Source organism: Maritalea sp. S77, from assembly GCF_049801075.1.
Classification (GTDB): domain Bacteria; phylum Pseudomonadota; class Alphaproteobacteria; order Rhizobiales; family Devosiaceae; genus Maritalea.
This window is the reverse complement of record NZ_JBNAGG010000004.1, coordinates 64259-81026: the sequence shown is the minus strand read 5'-3', so window position 1 is coordinate 81026 and position 16768 is coordinate 64259. Positions and strand designations below refer to the sequence as shown.

At 51.5% G+C, this 16768-nt stretch carries 12 protein-coding genes; 6 read left to right on the top strand and 6 right to left on the bottom strand.

All coding sequences use genetic code 11. The features are described from left to right. The first annotated feature begins 180 nt into the window (after positions 1-180). A complete protein-coding gene (hisN, locus tag ACP15Y_RS13465) occupies positions 181-1002 on the top strand; it encodes a histidinol-phosphatase (protein WP_424983623.1) in 822 nt (273 codons plus the stop codon). On the opposite strand, the gene ACP15Y_RS13460 is transcribed toward hisN, so the two are convergent. Together ACP15Y_RS13460 and ACP15Y_RS13455 are read right to left on the bottom strand one after the other, a co-directional pair. After that, positions 999-1553, bottom strand: a complete 555-nt coding sequence (locus ACP15Y_RS13460) for a putative glycolipid-binding domain-containing protein (RefSeq protein WP_424983622.1) — start codon at positions 1551-1553, stop codon at positions 999-1001. The genes hisN and ACP15Y_RS13460 overlap by 4 nt on opposite strands. Next, a complete protein-coding gene (locus ACP15Y_RS13455) occupies positions 1553-2524 on the bottom strand; it encodes an alpha/beta fold hydrolase (protein ID WP_424983621.1) in 972 nt (323 codons plus the stop codon). The genes ACP15Y_RS13460 and ACP15Y_RS13455 overlap by 1 nt, the downstream gene beginning before the upstream one ends. Positions 2525-2972: 448 nt before the next feature. Here ACP15Y_RS13455 and ACP15Y_RS13450 point away from each other — a divergent pair, with 448 nt between their 5' ends. The 3 genes from ACP15Y_RS13450 to ACP15Y_RS13440 all read left to right on the top strand — a co-directional run bounded on the left by ACP15Y_RS13450 (position 2973) and on the right by ACP15Y_RS13440 (position 10051). Continuing rightward, complete coding sequence (locus ACP15Y_RS13450; protein ID WP_424983620.1) at positions 2973-3440, top strand: Hsp20 family protein; 468 nt, start codon at positions 2973-2975, stop codon at positions 3438-3440. Between the two features lie 456 nt (positions 3441-3896). Beyond that, positions 3897-8609: a glutamate synthase large subunit gene (gene gltB, locus ACP15Y_RS13445; protein ID WP_424983619.1), complete on the top strand. Its 4713-nt coding sequence runs from the start codon at positions 3897-3899 to the stop codon at positions 8607-8609. A 14-nt stretch (positions 8610-8623) separates the two neighbouring features. Then, the gene (locus tag ACP15Y_RS13440) at positions 8624-10051 is read left to right on the top strand and encodes a glutamate synthase subunit beta (protein ID WP_424983617.1); all 1428 of its coding nucleotides are present in this window, start codon (positions 8624-8626) and stop codon (positions 10049-10051) included. 15 nt (positions 10052-10066) lie between these two features. Here ACP15Y_RS13440 and ACP15Y_RS13435 read toward each other — a convergent pair whose 3' ends face one another. Genes ACP15Y_RS13435 through galE form a run of 3 tightly spaced genes read right to left on the bottom strand, consistent with a single transcriptional unit; the run spans position 10067 to position 13513 of the window. After that, the gene (locus ACP15Y_RS13435; protein WP_424983616.1) at positions 10067-11239 is read right to left on the bottom strand and encodes a DUF459 domain-containing protein; all 1173 of its coding nucleotides are present in this window, start codon (positions 11237-11239) and stop codon (positions 10067-10069) included. Between the two features lie 30 nt (positions 11240-11269). Beyond that, entirely contained in the window at positions 11270-12472 is a 1203-nt protein-coding gene (locus tag ACP15Y_RS13430; RefSeq protein ID WP_424983615.1) for a lytic murein transglycosylase, read from the bottom strand. Positions 12473-12511: 39 nt separating this feature from the next. Next, a complete protein-coding gene (galE, locus tag ACP15Y_RS13425; protein WP_424983613.1) occupies positions 12512-13513 on the bottom strand; it encodes a UDP-glucose 4-epimerase GalE in 1002 nt (333 codons plus the stop codon). Positions 13514-13617: 104 nt separating this feature from the next. On the opposite strand from galE, the gene galU reads away from it, so the two are divergent. Next, positions 13618-14526, top strand: coding sequence for a UTP--glucose-1-phosphate uridylyltransferase GalU (gene galU, locus ACP15Y_RS13420; RefSeq protein WP_424983847.1), 909 nt, complete (start codon positions 13618-13620; stop codon positions 14524-14526). On the opposite strand, the gene ACP15Y_RS13415 is transcribed toward galU, so the two are convergent. Further along, a complete protein-coding gene (locus tag ACP15Y_RS13415) occupies positions 14513-15721 on the bottom strand; it encodes an outer membrane beta-barrel protein (RefSeq protein WP_424983612.1) in 1209 nt (402 codons plus the stop codon). The two genes, galU and ACP15Y_RS13415, sit on opposite strands and share 14 nt — an antisense overlap. A 257-nt stretch (positions 15722-15978) precedes the next feature. On the opposite strand from ACP15Y_RS13415, the gene ACP15Y_RS13410 reads away from it, so the two are divergent. Beyond that, positions 15979-16746, top strand: a complete 768-nt coding sequence (locus ACP15Y_RS13410; RefSeq protein WP_424983611.1) for a motility protein A — start codon at positions 15979-15981, stop codon at positions 16744-16746. Positions 16747-16768: the final 22 nt, after the last annotated feature.

Sequence of the window (16768 nt, the reverse complement as noted above, 5' to 3'; positions counted from 1 at the left end):
CTGCTAATGCATCATGCACTTACTGGGGTGAACTGAGTGCCCAGAATTGCAAACGATCCAACTACCATTATTTAGGATAATACAAGTTGTCTCATAATCAAAGCTAAGGTGAAAAAGTGTACAATTTATTAACAATTGTATTCTTCTGGCACACAGGCAAATAAAAGGCGATAAGAACTGATGAATTCAGACTGGAACAGCGAAATTAAAATAAGCGAAATCAATGATCTATTGCGCGAGGCGTCTGCCGAAGCGTCCAAGATCACCAATGCCTATTTTCGCACTTTTATCGCCATTGAGAACAAATTAGACCAAGGCTTTGATCCTGTAACCGAGGCCGACAAACAGGCCGAAATGGCGATCCGCAAGGTCATAAACAAGTATTTTCCGAATCACGGAATCAGCGGCGAAGAGCTGGCCAACCAGCAAAGCGACAGTCCGTTTAACTGGGTGATCGACCCGATCGACGGCACCCGCGCCTTCATTTCTGGCTTGCCAGTTTGGGGCACATTGATCGCCCTCACCCACAATAACTTGCCTATTGCCGGGCTCATGAGCCAACCCCATATCGGCGAAAACTTTATCGCCATCAAAGGCGAAGGCGCGCTTGTTGAACGCAACGCAGAATCGGCAACTCTCAAAACCAGCCAAGTCACTGATCTTGATGATGCCCGCATGTTCACCACCTCGCCGCGCATCTTTCTCACCGAGCAAACTGGGTCCGCCTATGACCGGCTTGAAGATGCTGTAAAGCTCGCACGGTATGGATTGGATTGCTATGGCTACGCCATGTTGGCCGCTGGTCACGGCGAATTGGTGGTCGAAGAAGGGTTAAAGGATGTGGACATTGCCGCAATGATTCCCTTGGTGGAAGAAGCAGGCGGCATTGTCACAACCTGGTCGGGCAAGTCTGCTGTGCATGGCGGGCAAGTCATCGCCGCAGCCAATGAAGATATCTATAAAAAAGCGCTCAAATATTTGGCACCGCACGCCACTGACTAGCAAACACGCTCAAACAAATCTGGGTAATTGAGCACATAGCCATTTTCATCCACGTCAAAACTGGTTTGAAAGCCTGTCGTTAGGCTTTCATATGCGTAGGTGCTTTCACCTGGACGCTTGTAGCTTTGCTGCGCCATGGTCGGCGTCAGGTCCAAATCAGCAATATAGATCACGTCAGCCTGCGCATGGTCTCCTTGCCCAAGTTTAAGCCGATTGATCGGCAAGCTGTTGGTGAATGGCGTCGCAAAAATATCAATATCCACTGCGCCCTCGAGCGCTGGGATGGTCACCTCATAACCGTTCAACCAGTGCCCCGCATCGGCACGGCGTAGGGAAAGGCTGTGGCCATCGAGCAAACGAAGGTCTGCACGCAGCAATTGCCAATCCACATCCAGTTCTAACGCATAATCAAGGGCGAAGGGCGCGCCGCCATCTTGCCCAACCACACGCCCGGAAACATCAATCAATGATGGAGTAAACTCCACACGCACCAGCTCCAGACCCTGCGTCTCTATATTGCGCCAGCTGATCTGGTGGTGATGGGTGCTCATTATCGTCCCTGCTCTGTGATAAAGGCATCGAAGGCTGCAAATGCTTGCGAGCGGATGCCATCATTTTCCATAAATATTTCATGCCGTGCATTGGGCAAAACCGCATGACGCCCAGTGCGCATGCTCATGCCCAAATGCTCAATCGCTGCTGTCGACACAACCCGGTCATCTGCCGCTGCCAACATCAAAACTGGTAACTTAACTTTTTGGCCAAACTCAGGCGCCGTTGCCTGCTCCATCGCCGCAAGGCTAGCGGCCGTCCACCCAATTGTGGGAGCAGAGATCAACAAATCAGGCCGATGCTCCAGCGTTTTCACCATCCGCATATAGCGCCCATGGTCTGAAGTCAGCTCGTTACCCGGAAAGGTCTTGGCGCTGGGGCGTGGAAATTTCCACGGTTGCATCGGCAAATGCCCTGCACCTAAAAATTTCAGAAACTGAACTAGATTTTTGCCCGTTGAGATGCTCACGCCCAAATCCAGCGACACCATTGGCGCGCTTAAAAACACCCGGTCAAACATCAACCGGTCGCGTGTGGCCGCAAACAATGACGCCAAGCCGCCCATCGAATGGCCCACCAAATAGAATGGTGCGGGACAATCTGGCAGCAAAATATCTGCATGGAACGCCACGAGGTCAGAAACAAAATCATTGAAATGTTCGACATGTCCCAATTGCGGATTGGCGATCAGCCGATCCGAGCCGCCTTGCCCACGCCAATCAAACGTCGCCACCGCAAAGCCGCGTTGCTGGAAATCATAAATGGTCTCGAAATATTTCTCGATATATTCCGTGCGCCCCTGCACCAAACAAATCGTGCCCTTATTTTTGTTGCCCAATCGCGGCCATAAGGCATAACGCAATTGCACATTGTCCTTGGTTTTGAAAAAACCAGCCCGCGCGCCAGAAGGAATCGGGTTGCTGGGAATGTTGGCCAATTCAGGCCCCATCACTTTATTGGGCGCGTTCATTTTATCTCCTCAGCGACAATCGCATTGCGTGCACTTCATTTAGGTAGCAAAGGGGGTGTGTTGCAAGGTGAAAACAAATAAAGCCAGCAATTTAAAAAATTGCTGGCTTATTGGGGTGGAACATCATGCGGGGGGCGGATGATGATGTTCCGGTTAAGGTTGTTGCAAGCCATGATCAGACATTTAAGTGGCTTGCAGGATCCAACCTATAAAAACCTGACTGAACCAACTTATAATCTCCCGTTCATTTTCCGTTCATCTGCTAACAAGCTGAAAAGCTTGAGCAATATCAGGCAAGGATTTTCCAACTGCCCCCTCTTGAAATCCAAATTTAAAGCCCCAAATTAATAATTGTCAGCGGCCCAAAAGGGGGCTGGCATAAAAACCAAGCAGGATGCCCATACTGGGATCTTGAAACGTTCATATTGCTTCTAAAGGAGAATATGCCATGAACACTTTGGATCTATCCCCATTCTATCGCTCAACTGTTGGCTTTGACCGCTTGTTCAACTTGCTAGACGATCTCTCACCACAAGAAACCAACGCCTTCCCGCCCTATAATATTGAGCGCACAGGCGAAGATACCTATCGCATCTCCATGGCTGTCGCTGGGTTCTCAAAGGATGATTTGGTGATCGAGACCAAGGAAAACGCGATCATCGTCAAAGGCGCAAAATCGCAAAGCGAATCTGAGCAAGCACGCGATTTCCTCCATCGCGGCATTGCCGAACGTTCATTCGAGCGTCGCTTTAAGTTAGCGGACTATGTTGAGGTTCGCGGTGCTGATCTTGAAAATGGCCTTTTGCACATCGAATTGGCGCGCGAACTGCCGGAAAGCAAGCGCCCACGCAAAATTTCCATCGGATCAGAAGGAAGCGTCGAGCACAAAAAAATCGAAAGCGAAGTGAAAAACTAAGCTGACGAATCGTCAACAGATTGACTGATTGTCGGGGCGCAACCACAACATGTTGTGCCCCACTTGTATTTGGCCTCAACTTATTGCCGCCGTGCGACAAAAAAACTTGATCGCCCCTCTTGCCCATCCAAGTGATTTCGAATAATCTCCGCTCAAAAAATAGGACAGCAATACTGTCCATACCAAATGACCGAAAGGCGCAAGTTGCATTTAACGCAACAGCCTTATATTTTTGTGTCATAAGCTGTGTATAGCACTCTGGGGGAGAGCCAAGATAAGGCTCGATTGGGCGCGAAAAGAAGATCATAAAACGATCACTATCGCCCATTTTAGGAAAAATTGCGCTTGTCGCGAACGGCGCGTTGTGAATGCGATTCATAACGCACTGCATATGTAAACCTGACCCAAATTTCGCGCCTGCGGTGCGAAATGGCAGTGACTATTATGGAGGGGCTTATGGCCAACAAAAATGACCAAGCTTTGCGTGACGTGCGGGTAATGCCTGCCAAACCAGCAAATGGCCGCCCCAAACCGGTGGGTCTTTACGACCCAGCCAACGAGCATGACGCCTGTGGTTTGGGCATGATCGCCAATATCGACAATAGCGCTTCCCACGACATTGTTGAATCTGGCCTGAAAATTTTGATCAATTTGACCCACCGCGGTGCCGTTGGGGCAGACCCTTTAATGGGCGATGGCGCCGGCATGTTGGTGCAAATCCCCCACGGCTTTTTCGTAAAATCTGTCGATTTTGAGCTGCCGGAAACCGGCCAATATGCTGTGGCAATGTTGTTCTATCCGAACGACGAAAAGTTAAAAGCGAAGTGCGCTGAAAAGCTGATCAATTGCGCCCGCGCCGAAGGCTTGGAAATTCTCGGCACACGCGAAGTACCAGCAGATAATTCTTCATTGTCTGAAGGCGTTATCGCTACCCAGCCCATTATTGAACAAGTCTTTGTTGCCCGTCCGGAAGGCCTGAGCGACGAAGAGTTTGAAACAAAATTGCTGATCACGCGCAAAGTGATCTCCAACACAATCTATCGCGAGTTGCCAGAAGCCGACAGCGACAATGGCTTTTATGTGGTGTCCTTCTCGGCCCGCACAATTGTTTATAAAGGCATGTTCTTGGCGGAACAGCTTGGCCCGTTTTATCCCGATCTCACAGACCCGGATTTTAGATCGGCATTGGCTTTGGTGCACCAGCGCTTCTCCACCAACACTTTCCCGTCTTGGAAACTTGCCCACCCATATCGCTTTGTGGCGCACAATGGTGAAATCAACACCATCCGCGGCAATGTGAACTGGATGGCTGCGCGTCAAGCGTCTGTTGCGTCCGACAAATTCGGCAACGACATCACCAAAATTTGGCCGATCTCTTATGAAGGTCAGTCAGACACGGCTTGTTTCGACAATGCCCTCGAATTCCTTGTGCGTGGTGGCTATAAATTGCCTCACGCCGCCATGATGATGGTGCCACAAGCATGGGCAGGCAACCCGCTGATGGATGATGAGCGCCGCGCCTTTTACGAATATCACGCCGCGCTGATGGAGCCGTGGGACGGCCCTGCCGCCATGGTGATGACCGATGGTCGCTACATCACAGCCACATTGGACCGTAACGGCCTGCGCCCTGCTCGCTATTGCGTCACTAAAAACAATCAAATCATCTTGGCCTCAGAATCTGGCGTGTTGGACATTCCAGAAGAAGATATCGTTGAAAAATGGCGTTTGCAGCCCGGCAAAATGCTGTTGGTCGACCTCGAAAACAACAAGATGATCTCTGACGATGAGGTGAAAACCGAACTCGCCAAGAAAAACCCATATCAAAAGTGGCTCTCTCGCACACAAATCGTGCTTGAAGATGCGCCAGGCGTTGACCGTCAACCGGTACAACCCTTCGATAGCCTGTTGGACCGCCAGCAAGCCTTTGGCTACACGCAGGAAGACATCAAATTTTTGCTGCCACCGATGGCAACAACGGGGCAAGAAGGTGTGGGCTCAATGGGCACAGACACACCAATCTCTGCGCTATCGTCAAAATCGAAGCTGCTCTATTCCTATTTCAAGCAGAACTTTGCGCAGGTAACCAACCCACCAATTGATCCGATCCGCGAAGAATCGGTGATGAGCTTGATCTCCTTCATCGGGCCGCGCCCGAACCTGTTTGATCTAAAAGGTCTTTCAGAGCGCAAGCGCCTAGAAGTGCGTCAGCCTATTCTGACCAACGAAGATCTGGAAAAAGTCCGCACCATCGGATCGATCGGCGACAATCAGTTTATGACGGAGACCATCGACGTCACCTACGCCGCTGAAAAAGGCGCCGACTGGATGGAAGTGGCCCTCGAAGCCATTTGCGACCGCGCTGAAAGCGCCGTGCGTTTGGGCATGAACATTATTGTCCTGTCAGACCGTTTGATCTCCCATGATCGGATTGCCATCCCTGCCTTGCTCGCCACAGCAGCTGTGCATCACCATTTGATCCGTAAAGGCTTGCGCACATCATGTGGCTTGGTTGTGGAAACAGGTGAAGCCCGCGAAATTCACCATTTTGCTGTGCTCGCAGGTTATGGTGCTGAAGCGATCAACCCATATTTGGCGTTTGAAACGATCTCGGCCATGCAGGCCGAAGGCCACTTCCCGCCAGAAGTGGACGAGCAAGAATGTGTGTCTCGTTACATTAAATCGATCGGCAAAGGCCTATTAAAGATCATGTCCAAAATGGGCATCTCGACTTACCAGTCCTATTGCGGCGCGCAGATTTTCGACGCTGTTGGCCTTTCAACCGAATTTGTCAAAAAGTTCTTCTTTGGCACTGGCACTTCAATCGAAGGTGTTGGCCTGAAAGAGGTGGCACAGGAAACTGCCGAACGTCACATGTTGGCCTTCGGCAATGATGCCGTCTTGAAAAACAGCCTCGATGTGGGCGGTGAATATGCCTACCGTATTCGGGGTGAAAAGCACTCTTGGACACCAGACACGATTGCGGATCTGCAGCACGCTGTGCGCACAGCCGAACAATCGCCGCAAACAGCGCAAGCAAAATATGATGCGTTTGCGTCTGCGGTAAATGATGCATCCGAGCAGCTTTTGACCATTCGCTCTTTTTTTGAGTTGGCCCCAGCCGGCAAGCCAGTTGATATTGATCAGGTTGAACCTGCCGAAGACATCGTAAAGCGCTTTTCTACAGGCGCAATGTCGTTCGGCTCCATCTCGCGCGAAGCGCATACATCGCTGGCCATCGCCATGAACAAAATTGGCGGCAAATCCAACACAGGGGAAGGCGGCGAAGAACCAGATCGCTACAACCCCTTGCCAGACGGCAGCCGCAATCCTGAACGTTCAGCCATTAAGCAGGTCGCGTCCGGCCGCTTTGGCGTCACCACCGATTATCTGGTCAATTCAGATATGATCCAGATTAAGGTCGCCCAAGGCGCCAAGCCGGGTGAAGGCGGGCAATTGCCAGGCCACAAAGTGGATGCTGTGATCGCGCAAACACGCCACTCAACACCAGGCGTGGGCCTGATCTCACCACCGCCACACCACGATATTTATTCAATCGAAGATTTGGCCCAGCTGATCTATGATTTGAAAAACGTAAACCCTGTGGCCGACATTTCGGTGAAGCTTGTGTCTGAACTAGGCGTTGGCACCGTGGCGGCTGGCGTGGCCAAAGCACACGCAGACCACATCACCATCTCCGGATATGATGGCGGCACAGGCGCATCGCCACTCACCTCCATCAAACATGCTGGCTCCCCTTGGGAAATCGGCATTGCGGAGACACACCAAACCTTGGTGATGAACCGCTTGCGGTCACGTGTGAAACTGCAAGTCGATGGCGGCTTTAAAACTGGCCGTGACGTTTTGATCGGCGCGATTTTGGGCGCAGATGAATTTGGCTTTGCCACCGCACCATTGATTGCGGCGGGATGCTTGATGATGCGCAAATGCCACCTCAACACCTGCCCTGTAGGCATCGCCACGCAAGATCCTGAGTTGCGTAAACGCTTCAAAGGCACGCCAGACCATGTGGTGAATTACTTCTTCTATGTCGCCGAAGAGCTGCGCCAATTGATGGCCGAACTCGGCGTCAAAACCATCAATGAGCTGGTTGGCCGCACCGAGCTGCTTCGCCAACGCAAAGATGTGCCACACAACAAAGCACAGGGCATTGATCTGTCGAAATTGCTCTACAAGCCCGACTTGTATGAGGGGGACACCTATTTCCACTCGCAACTACAAGATCACGGCCTTGACGACATCTTGGACAAGACCCTGATTGAGAAGTCTAAGAAGGCTTTGGAAAAAGGCGAACCCGTTAAGTTCGATATCGACATTAGATCGAAAAATCGTTCTGCCGGTGCCATGTTGTCCGGCGCGGTGGCCATGAAATATGGCCTGCAAGGCTTGCCCGAAGACACCATTGCCGTAAACCTGAAAGGTATTGCTGGCCAAGCCTTCGGCGCATTCCTCACCAACGGCATCAGCTTTGATCTGCAAGGCGAAGCAAACGATTATGTGGGCAAGGGCCTTTCTGGTGGACGCATTGTTGTTCGCCCACCAGAAAACGCCAACATCGTGCCGGAAAACTCCATCATTGTCGGCAACACGGTGCTTTATGGCGCCGTATCAGGCGAGTGTTATTTCCGCGGCTTTGCTGGCGAACGTTTCGCAGTGCGGAACTCCGGCGCCATCGCCGTTGTGGAAGGCTTGGGCGACCACGGGTGTGAATATATGACTGGCGGCGTTGTGGTTGTTATCGGTGAAACCGGTCGCAACTTTGCGGCAGGTATGTCCGGCGGCGTGGCTTATGTGCTTGACGAAGATAAAACCTTCCGCTCACGCTGCAACCTCGCCATGGTTGATCTCGAGCCTGTGCTTGAAGAAGAAGATTTGATGCGCGAACACCATCACCATGGTGGCGACATTGAATGGCATGGCCGCGTGGATATTTCCGGCGACATGACCAAGCATGATGATGAACGGTTGTTCCAGCTGATTTCCAATCATCTGCATTACACAGGCTCATCTCGCGCCAAATTCATTCTCGACAATTGGGAAGACTATCGCAGCAAATTTGTGAAAGTTATGCCAGTTGAATATCGTCGCGCCATTCTGGAAATGGAACAGGCACGACTTGAAGCTGACGACCAAAATCAAAGCGCGTAAGAAAGGCATCAAAAATGGGTAAGCATACAGGTTTTCTCGAAATCGATCGCCAAGAAGCGCGCTATGAGCCAGCTTCCGATCGTGTCCGTCACTATAATGAGTTTGCCGTGCCGCTCACCGAAGGTGAAATCGTAAGGCAAGCGTCTCGCTGCATGGACTGCGGCATCCCCTATTGCCACGGCAATACGGGCTGCCCGGTCAACAACCAAATTCCAGATTGGAATGATTTGGTTTATCAGCGGGATTGGGAAGAAGCGTCCGAGAACCTTCATTCCACCAATAATTTCCCTGAATTTACAGGCCGCATTTGCCCGGCGCCATGTGAAGAAGCATGTACGCTCAATTTGGAAGACCAACCGGTCACCATCAAAACCATTGAGCAAACTATTGCTGACCGCGCCATTAGAAATGGCTGGCTAAAGCCGCAAATTGCGGAGAAAAAGACAGGCAAAAAAGTCGCGATCATTGGCTCTGGCCCTGCGGGCATGGCTGCTGCACAACAATTGGCTCGCGCTGGCCATGAGGTGCACGTATATGAACGCGAAGCCAAAGCTGGTGGCTTGCTGCGCTATGGCATTCCAGACTTTAAAATGGAAAAGCACCATATTGATTGGCGCGTCGAGCAAATGGAAGCCGAAGGCGTGATCTTCCATTACAACGAAAATATCGGCGTTACCCGTTCATTCGCCAATTTGCAAAAGAACCATGATGCTGTGCTGCTTTCTGGTGGCGCTGAACATCCACGCGATCCGGGTTGTCAGGGCCAAGATTTGGGCGGCGTGCATTTCGCGATGCCTTACCTCACCCAGCAAAACAAACGCGTCAGTGGTGAAGAGATTGGCGATGAAGCACCAATTCTGGCCAATGGCAAAAAAGTGGTCGTAATTGGTGGCGGTGACACGGCATCTGACTGCGTGGGTACAGCATTCCGGCAAGGCGCTGTTTCCGTAACGCAATTGGACATTCGCCCGCAACCGCCAGAAAAGGAAGACAAGCTGACAAGCTGGCCACATTGGGCCATCAAGATGCGCACCTCATCTTCCCAGGCTGAAGGGGCGAACCGCGAGTTCCAAGCGGCCACCGTTGAGATTGTGGGCAATGATTTGGGCCACGTAACTGGCGTAAAATGCACCCGTGTGGATGAGAAACGCGCCCCCGTTGAAGATGGTGAGTTTATCCTGCGTGCAGACTTGGTGCTGATGGCCATTGGCTTTGCTCACCCGCTGCAAGAAGGCCTACTGGCTGAGTTGGGCGCTGATCTTGATCCTCGCAAAAACCTATTCGCCGATACCATGTCCTATCGGACATCGGTGCAAGGCGTATATGCAGCAGGTGACATGCGTCGCGGTCAATCATTGGTGGTTTGGGCCATCCGCGAAGGTCGCCAAGCGGCACGCGCCATTGATATGGATTTGATGGGCGGCACTAACCTGCCCCGCTAAGCATCAAACAAGCAATTATCTCGGCAGCTGAGGTATTTCCTCTTCAGCTGCCGGGTCAATCCCCACACCAAACGCATCTGCCCGCCCAATTGGCGCATCCATAAGTTGCTCCAACCGCACGCTGGGCTGCGATTGCGCTGACTTCACCACCAATCCGCCTGCATCTGCCCTTGGCTTTTCTCCAAGCGGACGTACTGCCCCTGCCACTTCCAACATTCGCACTTGGCTCAACCCTTGAAATGGCGGGCGCTGCAAACCAGCAGCATCACTATTTTCCAGCGGATCAGCCACAGCAATCGTTATGCCACCGCCACGATAAAAAGTTCTGATCGACTTATCGGCAAAAAATGACAGTTTGTCATTGCCCCGCGCGGTGAGGTGAATTCCATCGCCCTTGCGCATCTGCGCATTCTGACCGTTCAAATCGGGGCCATAGGCGGAATAATTGCCATCTTCATCCACAAAGCGCTCATAAATATCAACAAATTCAGCGCCAAACTCAAATGCCACCAGCCGATGGATCGAAGAAATCTGGCTCATCGCTGACGAATAGGAGCCCGACCGCATGGGGGGCAGCCCCACCCAAACCGCAGGTTTGTTGGCAGCTTTCAATTGCGATAAAAACTCTGCCAATCGATCACGATAAGCCGCGCGCCATTCTTCCGTCAGCGGATCAAACACACCACTGGACGAGCGCAAAACCTGCCGATCATTCGTGCCAATTGCCACCACGACCATATCAAAATCATCGGCGGCGATGCGTTTGGCAATCGCATCATTCCAGTCGTAATAATCATCCCGCACAAAGCCAGACGACCCTACGCCAGCGCCGATAATTTTCAGCTGTGGATCTTCGGCATAAAACCGATCAAGTCCTTTCGCCAGATCAATCGAAAGGCTGTCGCCAATCACCAAAAGTCGAGTCGCATCTGGCGCTTTTTCAATCGTATTCACCTTAACTGGTGCTGCCACGCTCGGCGAGCTACGGCGAGGTGTGGTGCGCTTTTGTTGTTGCGGTTTTGGTTGTTCCTTTTTGCGGCCAAACAAAATGTCGAACAAGGTGCGCCGTTCGCCACTATTATTTTGCGCCACTTCAATGCGCTCCTGCGCATAGGCAGCAGTTGACACCGTCGCGACCGCCAATGGCAGCATCAACGCCAACAAAATCACCAGCCAAAGTGCACGCATATTGTGTGTCATAAGGATTGATCTAGCATATCATTGTGCCATCAGCACATTAAAAACCTCGCGGGTGGCAAAGCCGTCCACCACGAGCCCGGCGTCCGACTGCCACGCCCGCAACGATTTTTGGCTGATCGGCCCAAGCCGTCCATCCACCTCGCCCTTGTAATATCCCAAACGCCTCAGCTTCTGCTGCAATGCCACCCGCTGGTCTCGATTTAGAAATGCTGCATTGCGCGGCCAATCGTGGGCAAACGGCCCCACACCCTTCAATCGGTCCGTAAGATGCGCCACCGTCAAAGCGTAAGAATCCGCGAAATTGTACCCCTTAAAGGCAAGATAGTTGCGTCCCATCAAAAATTTCGGGCCATTTTTGCCCGCAGGCACATAAAGAAATACGGGTTGATTCAGGTCACCAAATTGACGGCCAGCCACGCGCTGCACCCCGCGTTCAGCAAAGAACCGCACATTCCGCAATTGATCGCGTCCGGCAAGGCGATAATCAAAACCGCGTGGCAGCTCAACTTCCATGCCCCAATCCTCGCCTGGCACATAGCCGAGCGACAAGAGCCAACGCGCTGAAGAGGCAAGCGCATCCGCCAATGAATTATGCACGTCAATTTTGCCATTCCCGTCAAAATCAATGGCTAGTTTGCTATAGGCAGTTGGCATAATTTGAAGATGTCCCATGGCCCCGGCCCAAGACCCTTTTTGATCGACAGGCATTTTGCCCGATTGCATCAATTGCAACACCAGCAACAATTCTTTTGCATCCGCTTCAACACGTCCGCGCCGTTGGTGCACCAGTGAAAACAACGACCGCAGGACAGGTTTGAAATAGATATCTTGGTTCATGATTGAACCATAATTGGTTTCGATGCCCCAAATCGCAGCCAACACATAGGGGTCGACACCATAGGCCGCCGATACACGATCGAAAATCGCTTTGTTCGCGCGATATTTTTGCTGGCCCTGTTTGATCTGCGCTGCGCTGACGCGCTTGTCCACATAGTCCCAGATCGGGCGCTCAAACTCTGGTTGCGTCACTTGCGCCACTTTGATTTTTGGATCAGGTGTCAGCCCGTTGGTTACGCGGCGATAGAAATCACGCGAAATCCCTGCCGCCACAGCTTGGCGTTCAAAGTCTTTGATAAAGTCAGGAAAACTTTGTTGCGGCGCCGCAAAACCAACCTGCGACACCACCAAAAAACACAGAATCATCAAAGCGCGCAAAAACATATCTGTCCCCTTATTCCCGCTTTGATCATGCCCTTCTATTTAGGCAATTTCCGGGCGATCATTGCGCGTTAGAAGATATTTTTCCCAAGCATATGCATTGTTCACAATGCCCTGCAAATCGTCATGTTGCGGTGTCCAACCAAGCATTGATCGCACCCGATCAGCACCCGCCACAACTGCCGCCGGGTCACCCGCACGCCGTGCAGTTTCTTCCGCCGTAAAATCTACCCCGGTGACGTTTTTCACCGTTTCAACCACTTCGCGCACGCTATAGCCCCGACCATATCCGCAGTTAAGCGTGGTCGACAAACCGCCGTCGCGTAGATAGTTCAACAATAGGCCATGCGCCCCCACCAAGTCGCTCACGTGGATGTAATCGCGCAAGGCTGTGCCATCTGGTGTGTCATAATCCGTGCCGAAAATTTGCATCTGATCGCGCTGCCCCAACGCCGCTTGGCATGCCACTTTAATCAAGTGTGTCGCCCGTGGTGTAGATTGCCCCAACCGACCTCTCGGATCAGCACCAGCCACATTGAAATAGCGCAAAACGCCATAGCGCATAGGGTGAGCCGCTGCCACATCCTGCAGCATCATCTCGCTCATCAACTTGGAGCGGCCATAAGGCGACATCGGGTTGAGCTGAGCATCCTCAAACACCGGGTCATTGCCCGTCATGCCATAAACAGCCGCAGTAGAAGAAAAGATGAAATGCTCCACCCCGCCCTTCACGGCCGCTTCAATCAGATTGCGCGTGGTTGCCGTGTTGTTTTGATAATATTTCAAAGGGTTTTCGACTGATTCGGGCACCACAATTGATCCGGCAAAATGCAGAATTGATTTGATGCCATGGGTTTTGATGAGCTCCTCAACCAGCTCGGTATCGCCTGCATGGCCCTCAACAAAAACCGCTCGATCATCGATGGCCCATTGAAAGCCCGTGACCAAATTGTCCAGCACCACGACCTTTTCGCCTTCATCCACGAGATGAAGCACCATATGCCCGCCAATATAACCGGCTCCGCCAGTGACCAACACGCTCATCTTTTTGCCCCTTAACTGAATTCTAATGTGTTGCCATCTAACTGGCAAAGGGTTGCGATTAGCTTTAAACGCACCTAATTATGCTTATAAATCATATATAGGGGATAAAATTGGCCAAAAAAGTTCGTACAGCAGTGTTTCCCGTTGCCGGCTTAGGCACCCGCTTTTTGCCTGCCACCAAGGCCATGCCAAAAGAAATGCTGCCCGTGGTCGATCGGCCCCTTATTCAATATGCAGTTGATGAAGCCCGCGAAGCTGGTATCGAACATTTTGTGTTCGTAACAGGCCGCAATAAGGGCGTGATTGAGGACCATTTCGACAAACAGGTCGAGCTGGAAATCACCCTGCATCAACGCAAAAAACACGACATGCTTCAAATGCTGGATGAAGGTTTGCCCCGCCCGGGACAAACAAGTTTCACCCGCCAGCAAGAGCCGCTTGGCCTTGGCCATGCGGTGTGGTGCGCGCGCGATATTGTTGGCAATGAGCCCTTTGCGCTGCTGCTGCCCGATATGTTGATGCGGGCTGAACCTGGCGTTTTGAGCCAGATGATGGAAAGCTATAATGAAAATGGCGGCAACGTCATCGCAGTTGAAGAAATCGATCCTGAAGAGGTTAGCTCTTACGGCATCGTCGGCCGCGGCGATGGCCCCGATGAAGGGTTCAACATCACCCAAATGGTTGAAAAACCCGCCAAGGAGGACGCGCCTTCAAACTTGATTATTTCAGGTCGTTATATTCTCCAGCCTGAAATTTTTGATCTGATCTCAAAGCAATCCAAAGGCGCTGGCGGTGAAATCCAGATCACTGATGCTATGGGCACCCTTATGGAAGAACAAAAATTCACTGGCGTGAAATATAAAGGCCAAAGCTTTGACTGTGGGTCAAAGATCGGCTTCCTCACCGCCAATGTTGTTTTTGCACTGGACCGGCCAGATATTGCTCAAGGATTTCAGCGAGAGTTGCAATCTTTGGACCCGAGTTTCCTCAAGGGATTGATCAAGGACGCGTAAAGCGCAATCCCGCCTCAATAGCGTTGGTGCGACTACCGCCATCAACGCTGTCTTCACTGACCTCATAGCGATATCCAGCATAAGCAGCTGCATAGCTGTTGATCACATATGTGCCTTCAAGCCCAAGGCCAAAACGCCCGGCATTGCGATCACTACCTTGATAATGCTCGCGGCCAAAATCTGCCGAAACAGTATATCCAAAACGGTTATTGACCTGCTGGCTAAAACCAAGTGTCACACTATCAGTGATTTTGCTTGGCTCGCCCGGTTCAGTTGACGGGCTCAGCGAAGTATCTGCACTCAATTCTAGCGCGGCGCTATTGCCCAATTGGTAAGTGATTGCTGCGCCATAAGATGTGGTCAAAACATCATTCAAATTGGCGTCATCATAGGTGCGCCGCAACTGCCCAATGGAGACCTCACCGCTCAAGCGGTCTTTAAAATTAGCGGACACACCTAGCCGATTATCAAATGTCCACCCATCGCGCTTAGCCGATAGAGTAGCAGACGCGGCATCATATATAGTGCGGCTAGTGTCTGTATCGTAAAACACGCTGACAATGGGAGTAATCTCGCGACTGACCCGGCCGCCAACGGAAATGTTCCAACTATTTTGATCGCCATTATCAACAAGGCTATCATTGTCTAGCTTGGTCGGCCCCATCTGCGCACGCGCCAACCCAAGCCGACCTTCAACTGCGGTTTTGTTAAATTGATGCGACAATGTTGCACTGGCACCAAAATTTTGGTTTAGCGGCGCTTCGGCCACATCGTCCGGCAATTCATCATCGTTCAATCGCGGCAAATCCAACCCATAGGTTAGTCCCGCATCGATCTTGGTGCGTCGGGTAAATTGATAGCTCACCGCGCCATCCAAATTTATGGCCCGCACGCCACTATTATCCTTTTGATATTTGTCGAACGTGGCCGAAGCACTGCCAGAAAGAGTCCAATCTTCATCGCTGCGTGTGGCACTAATCTCTGGCGTCGCTTCCAAATAACTCTGCCCCACACCATCTTTCATCTCGTAGCCACCACGAAGGCTCAAGCTTGTTGAAAGATCAAACGGATAAAGCAAATCCTCAGCCAACGCAGCCGATCCGCTGCCAATCGCAAACACACTGACAGTCAGTGCGCATTTTGGGCACCATTGCAGCAAACGATTATGTTTTGGGGTGCCTTTTGGCAGCAACATGTCTTGGCTCAGTTTTATTCAATTTTCGGAAATTCCAATAGGTCGATCATGCCGTTTTATGGTTAATGAAGCGTTGAAATCATCTATTTATTTACCATTCAATTCGCCCCTAACCCCTTAACTTTAAAGCAAAAAACCTCGTCAAAGTTTTTTATATTCTTAACAGGCGCCATTAACAGCTGATTAGCCTTAACAAGGTAGACTGACCCTCAGTTTGACCTAGCGCCCAACGGGGTTGCAGTAAGGAGTAGGGTCGCATGGATTTAGCCACGATCATTGGCATGCTTGCCGGTGCAGCATTTATCGCACTCGCAATTTTTATGGGCGGGTCATTCGCCCAGTTTGTCGATCCCCCATCATTGATGATTGTGATCGGTGGTGGCTTGGCCGCAACCCTAATTCGGTTTCCACTTGCTGGTGTTATTGGTGCCTTTTCAACAGGCGGTAAAGTGGCGTTCACCCACAAAAAGGTCGACCCGCGCGAATTGATCGAAAAGATCGCTGAAATGGGCGACATTGTGCGCCGCTCTGGTCCGCTCGGGCTGGAAAATGTTGATGTGGAAGAACCAAATTTGCGCAAAGGCGCGCAATATATTGCCGATGGTTACGACGCCGCTTTTATCCGCGAAGCGATGGAGCTTGAGCGCGACCACTATATTAGCCGCCTCTCTGAAGGCCAGCGCGTGTTCAAAAGCTTGGGCGACGCCGCTCCTGCTTTCGGGATGATCGGCACATTGGTTGGCCTTGTTCAAATGTTGGCCAATATGGAAGATCCGTCAGCGATTGGCCCTGCGATGGCGGTGGCTTTGTTGACAACAATGTATGGTGCGGTTTTGGCCAACCTGGTGTGTTTGCCAATTGCCGACAAATTGTCTGCTAAGCTCGAAATGGAAGAGATCAACCAGACGCTGATCATTGACGGCATCATGTCGATCCGAGATGGCAAGAGCCCTGCCCTCATTACTCAAATGTTGACCGCATATCTGCCTGAGACGCAGCGCGATCACCTTGAAGATGCCGCCTAAGGCACAAGATCAAGCATTAGGA

Excerpts from the sequence above, each read along its gene's own strand:
- ACP15Y_RS13415 (WP_424983612.1), bottom strand. The coding sequence starts at position 15,721 with ATGTTGCTGCCAAAAGGCACCCCAAAACATAATCGTTTGCTGCAATGG.
- gltB (WP_424983619.1), top strand. The coding sequence starts at position 3,897 with ATGGCCAACAAAAATGACCAAGCTTTGCGTGACGTGCGGGTAATGCCT.
- ACP15Y_RS13455 (WP_424983621.1), bottom strand. The coding sequence starts at position 2,524 with ATGAACGCGCCCAATAAAGTGATGGGGCCTGAATTGGCCAACATTCCC.
- ACP15Y_RS13430 (WP_424983615.1), bottom strand. The coding sequence starts at position 12,472 with ATGTTTTTGCGCGCTTTGATGATTCTGTGTTTTTTGGTGGTGTCGCAG.
- galE (WP_424983613.1), bottom strand. The coding sequence starts at position 13,513 with ATGAGCGTGTTGGTCACTGGCGGAGCCGGTTATATTGGCGGGCATATG.
- ACP15Y_RS13460 (WP_424983622.1), bottom strand. The coding sequence starts at position 1,553 with ATGAGCACCCATCACCACCAGATCAGCTGGCGCAATATAGAGACGCAG.
- ACP15Y_RS13440 (WP_424983617.1), top strand. The coding sequence starts at position 8,624 with ATGGGTAAGCATACAGGTTTTCTCGAAATCGATCGCCAAGAAGCGCGC.
- ACP15Y_RS13435 (WP_424983616.1), bottom strand. The coding sequence starts at position 11,239 with ATGCGTGCACTTTGGCTGGTGATTTTGTTGGCGTTGATGCTGCCATTG.
- ACP15Y_RS13450 (WP_424983620.1), top strand. The coding sequence starts at position 2,973 with ATGAACACTTTGGATCTATCCCCATTCTATCGCTCAACTGTTGGCTTT.
- hisN (WP_424983623.1), top strand. The coding sequence starts at position 181 with ATGAATTCAGACTGGAACAGCGAAATTAAAATAAGCGAAATCAATGAT.
- ACP15Y_RS13410 (WP_424983611.1), top strand. The coding sequence starts at position 15,979 with ATGGATTTAGCCACGATCATTGGCATGCTTGCCGGTGCAGCATTTATC.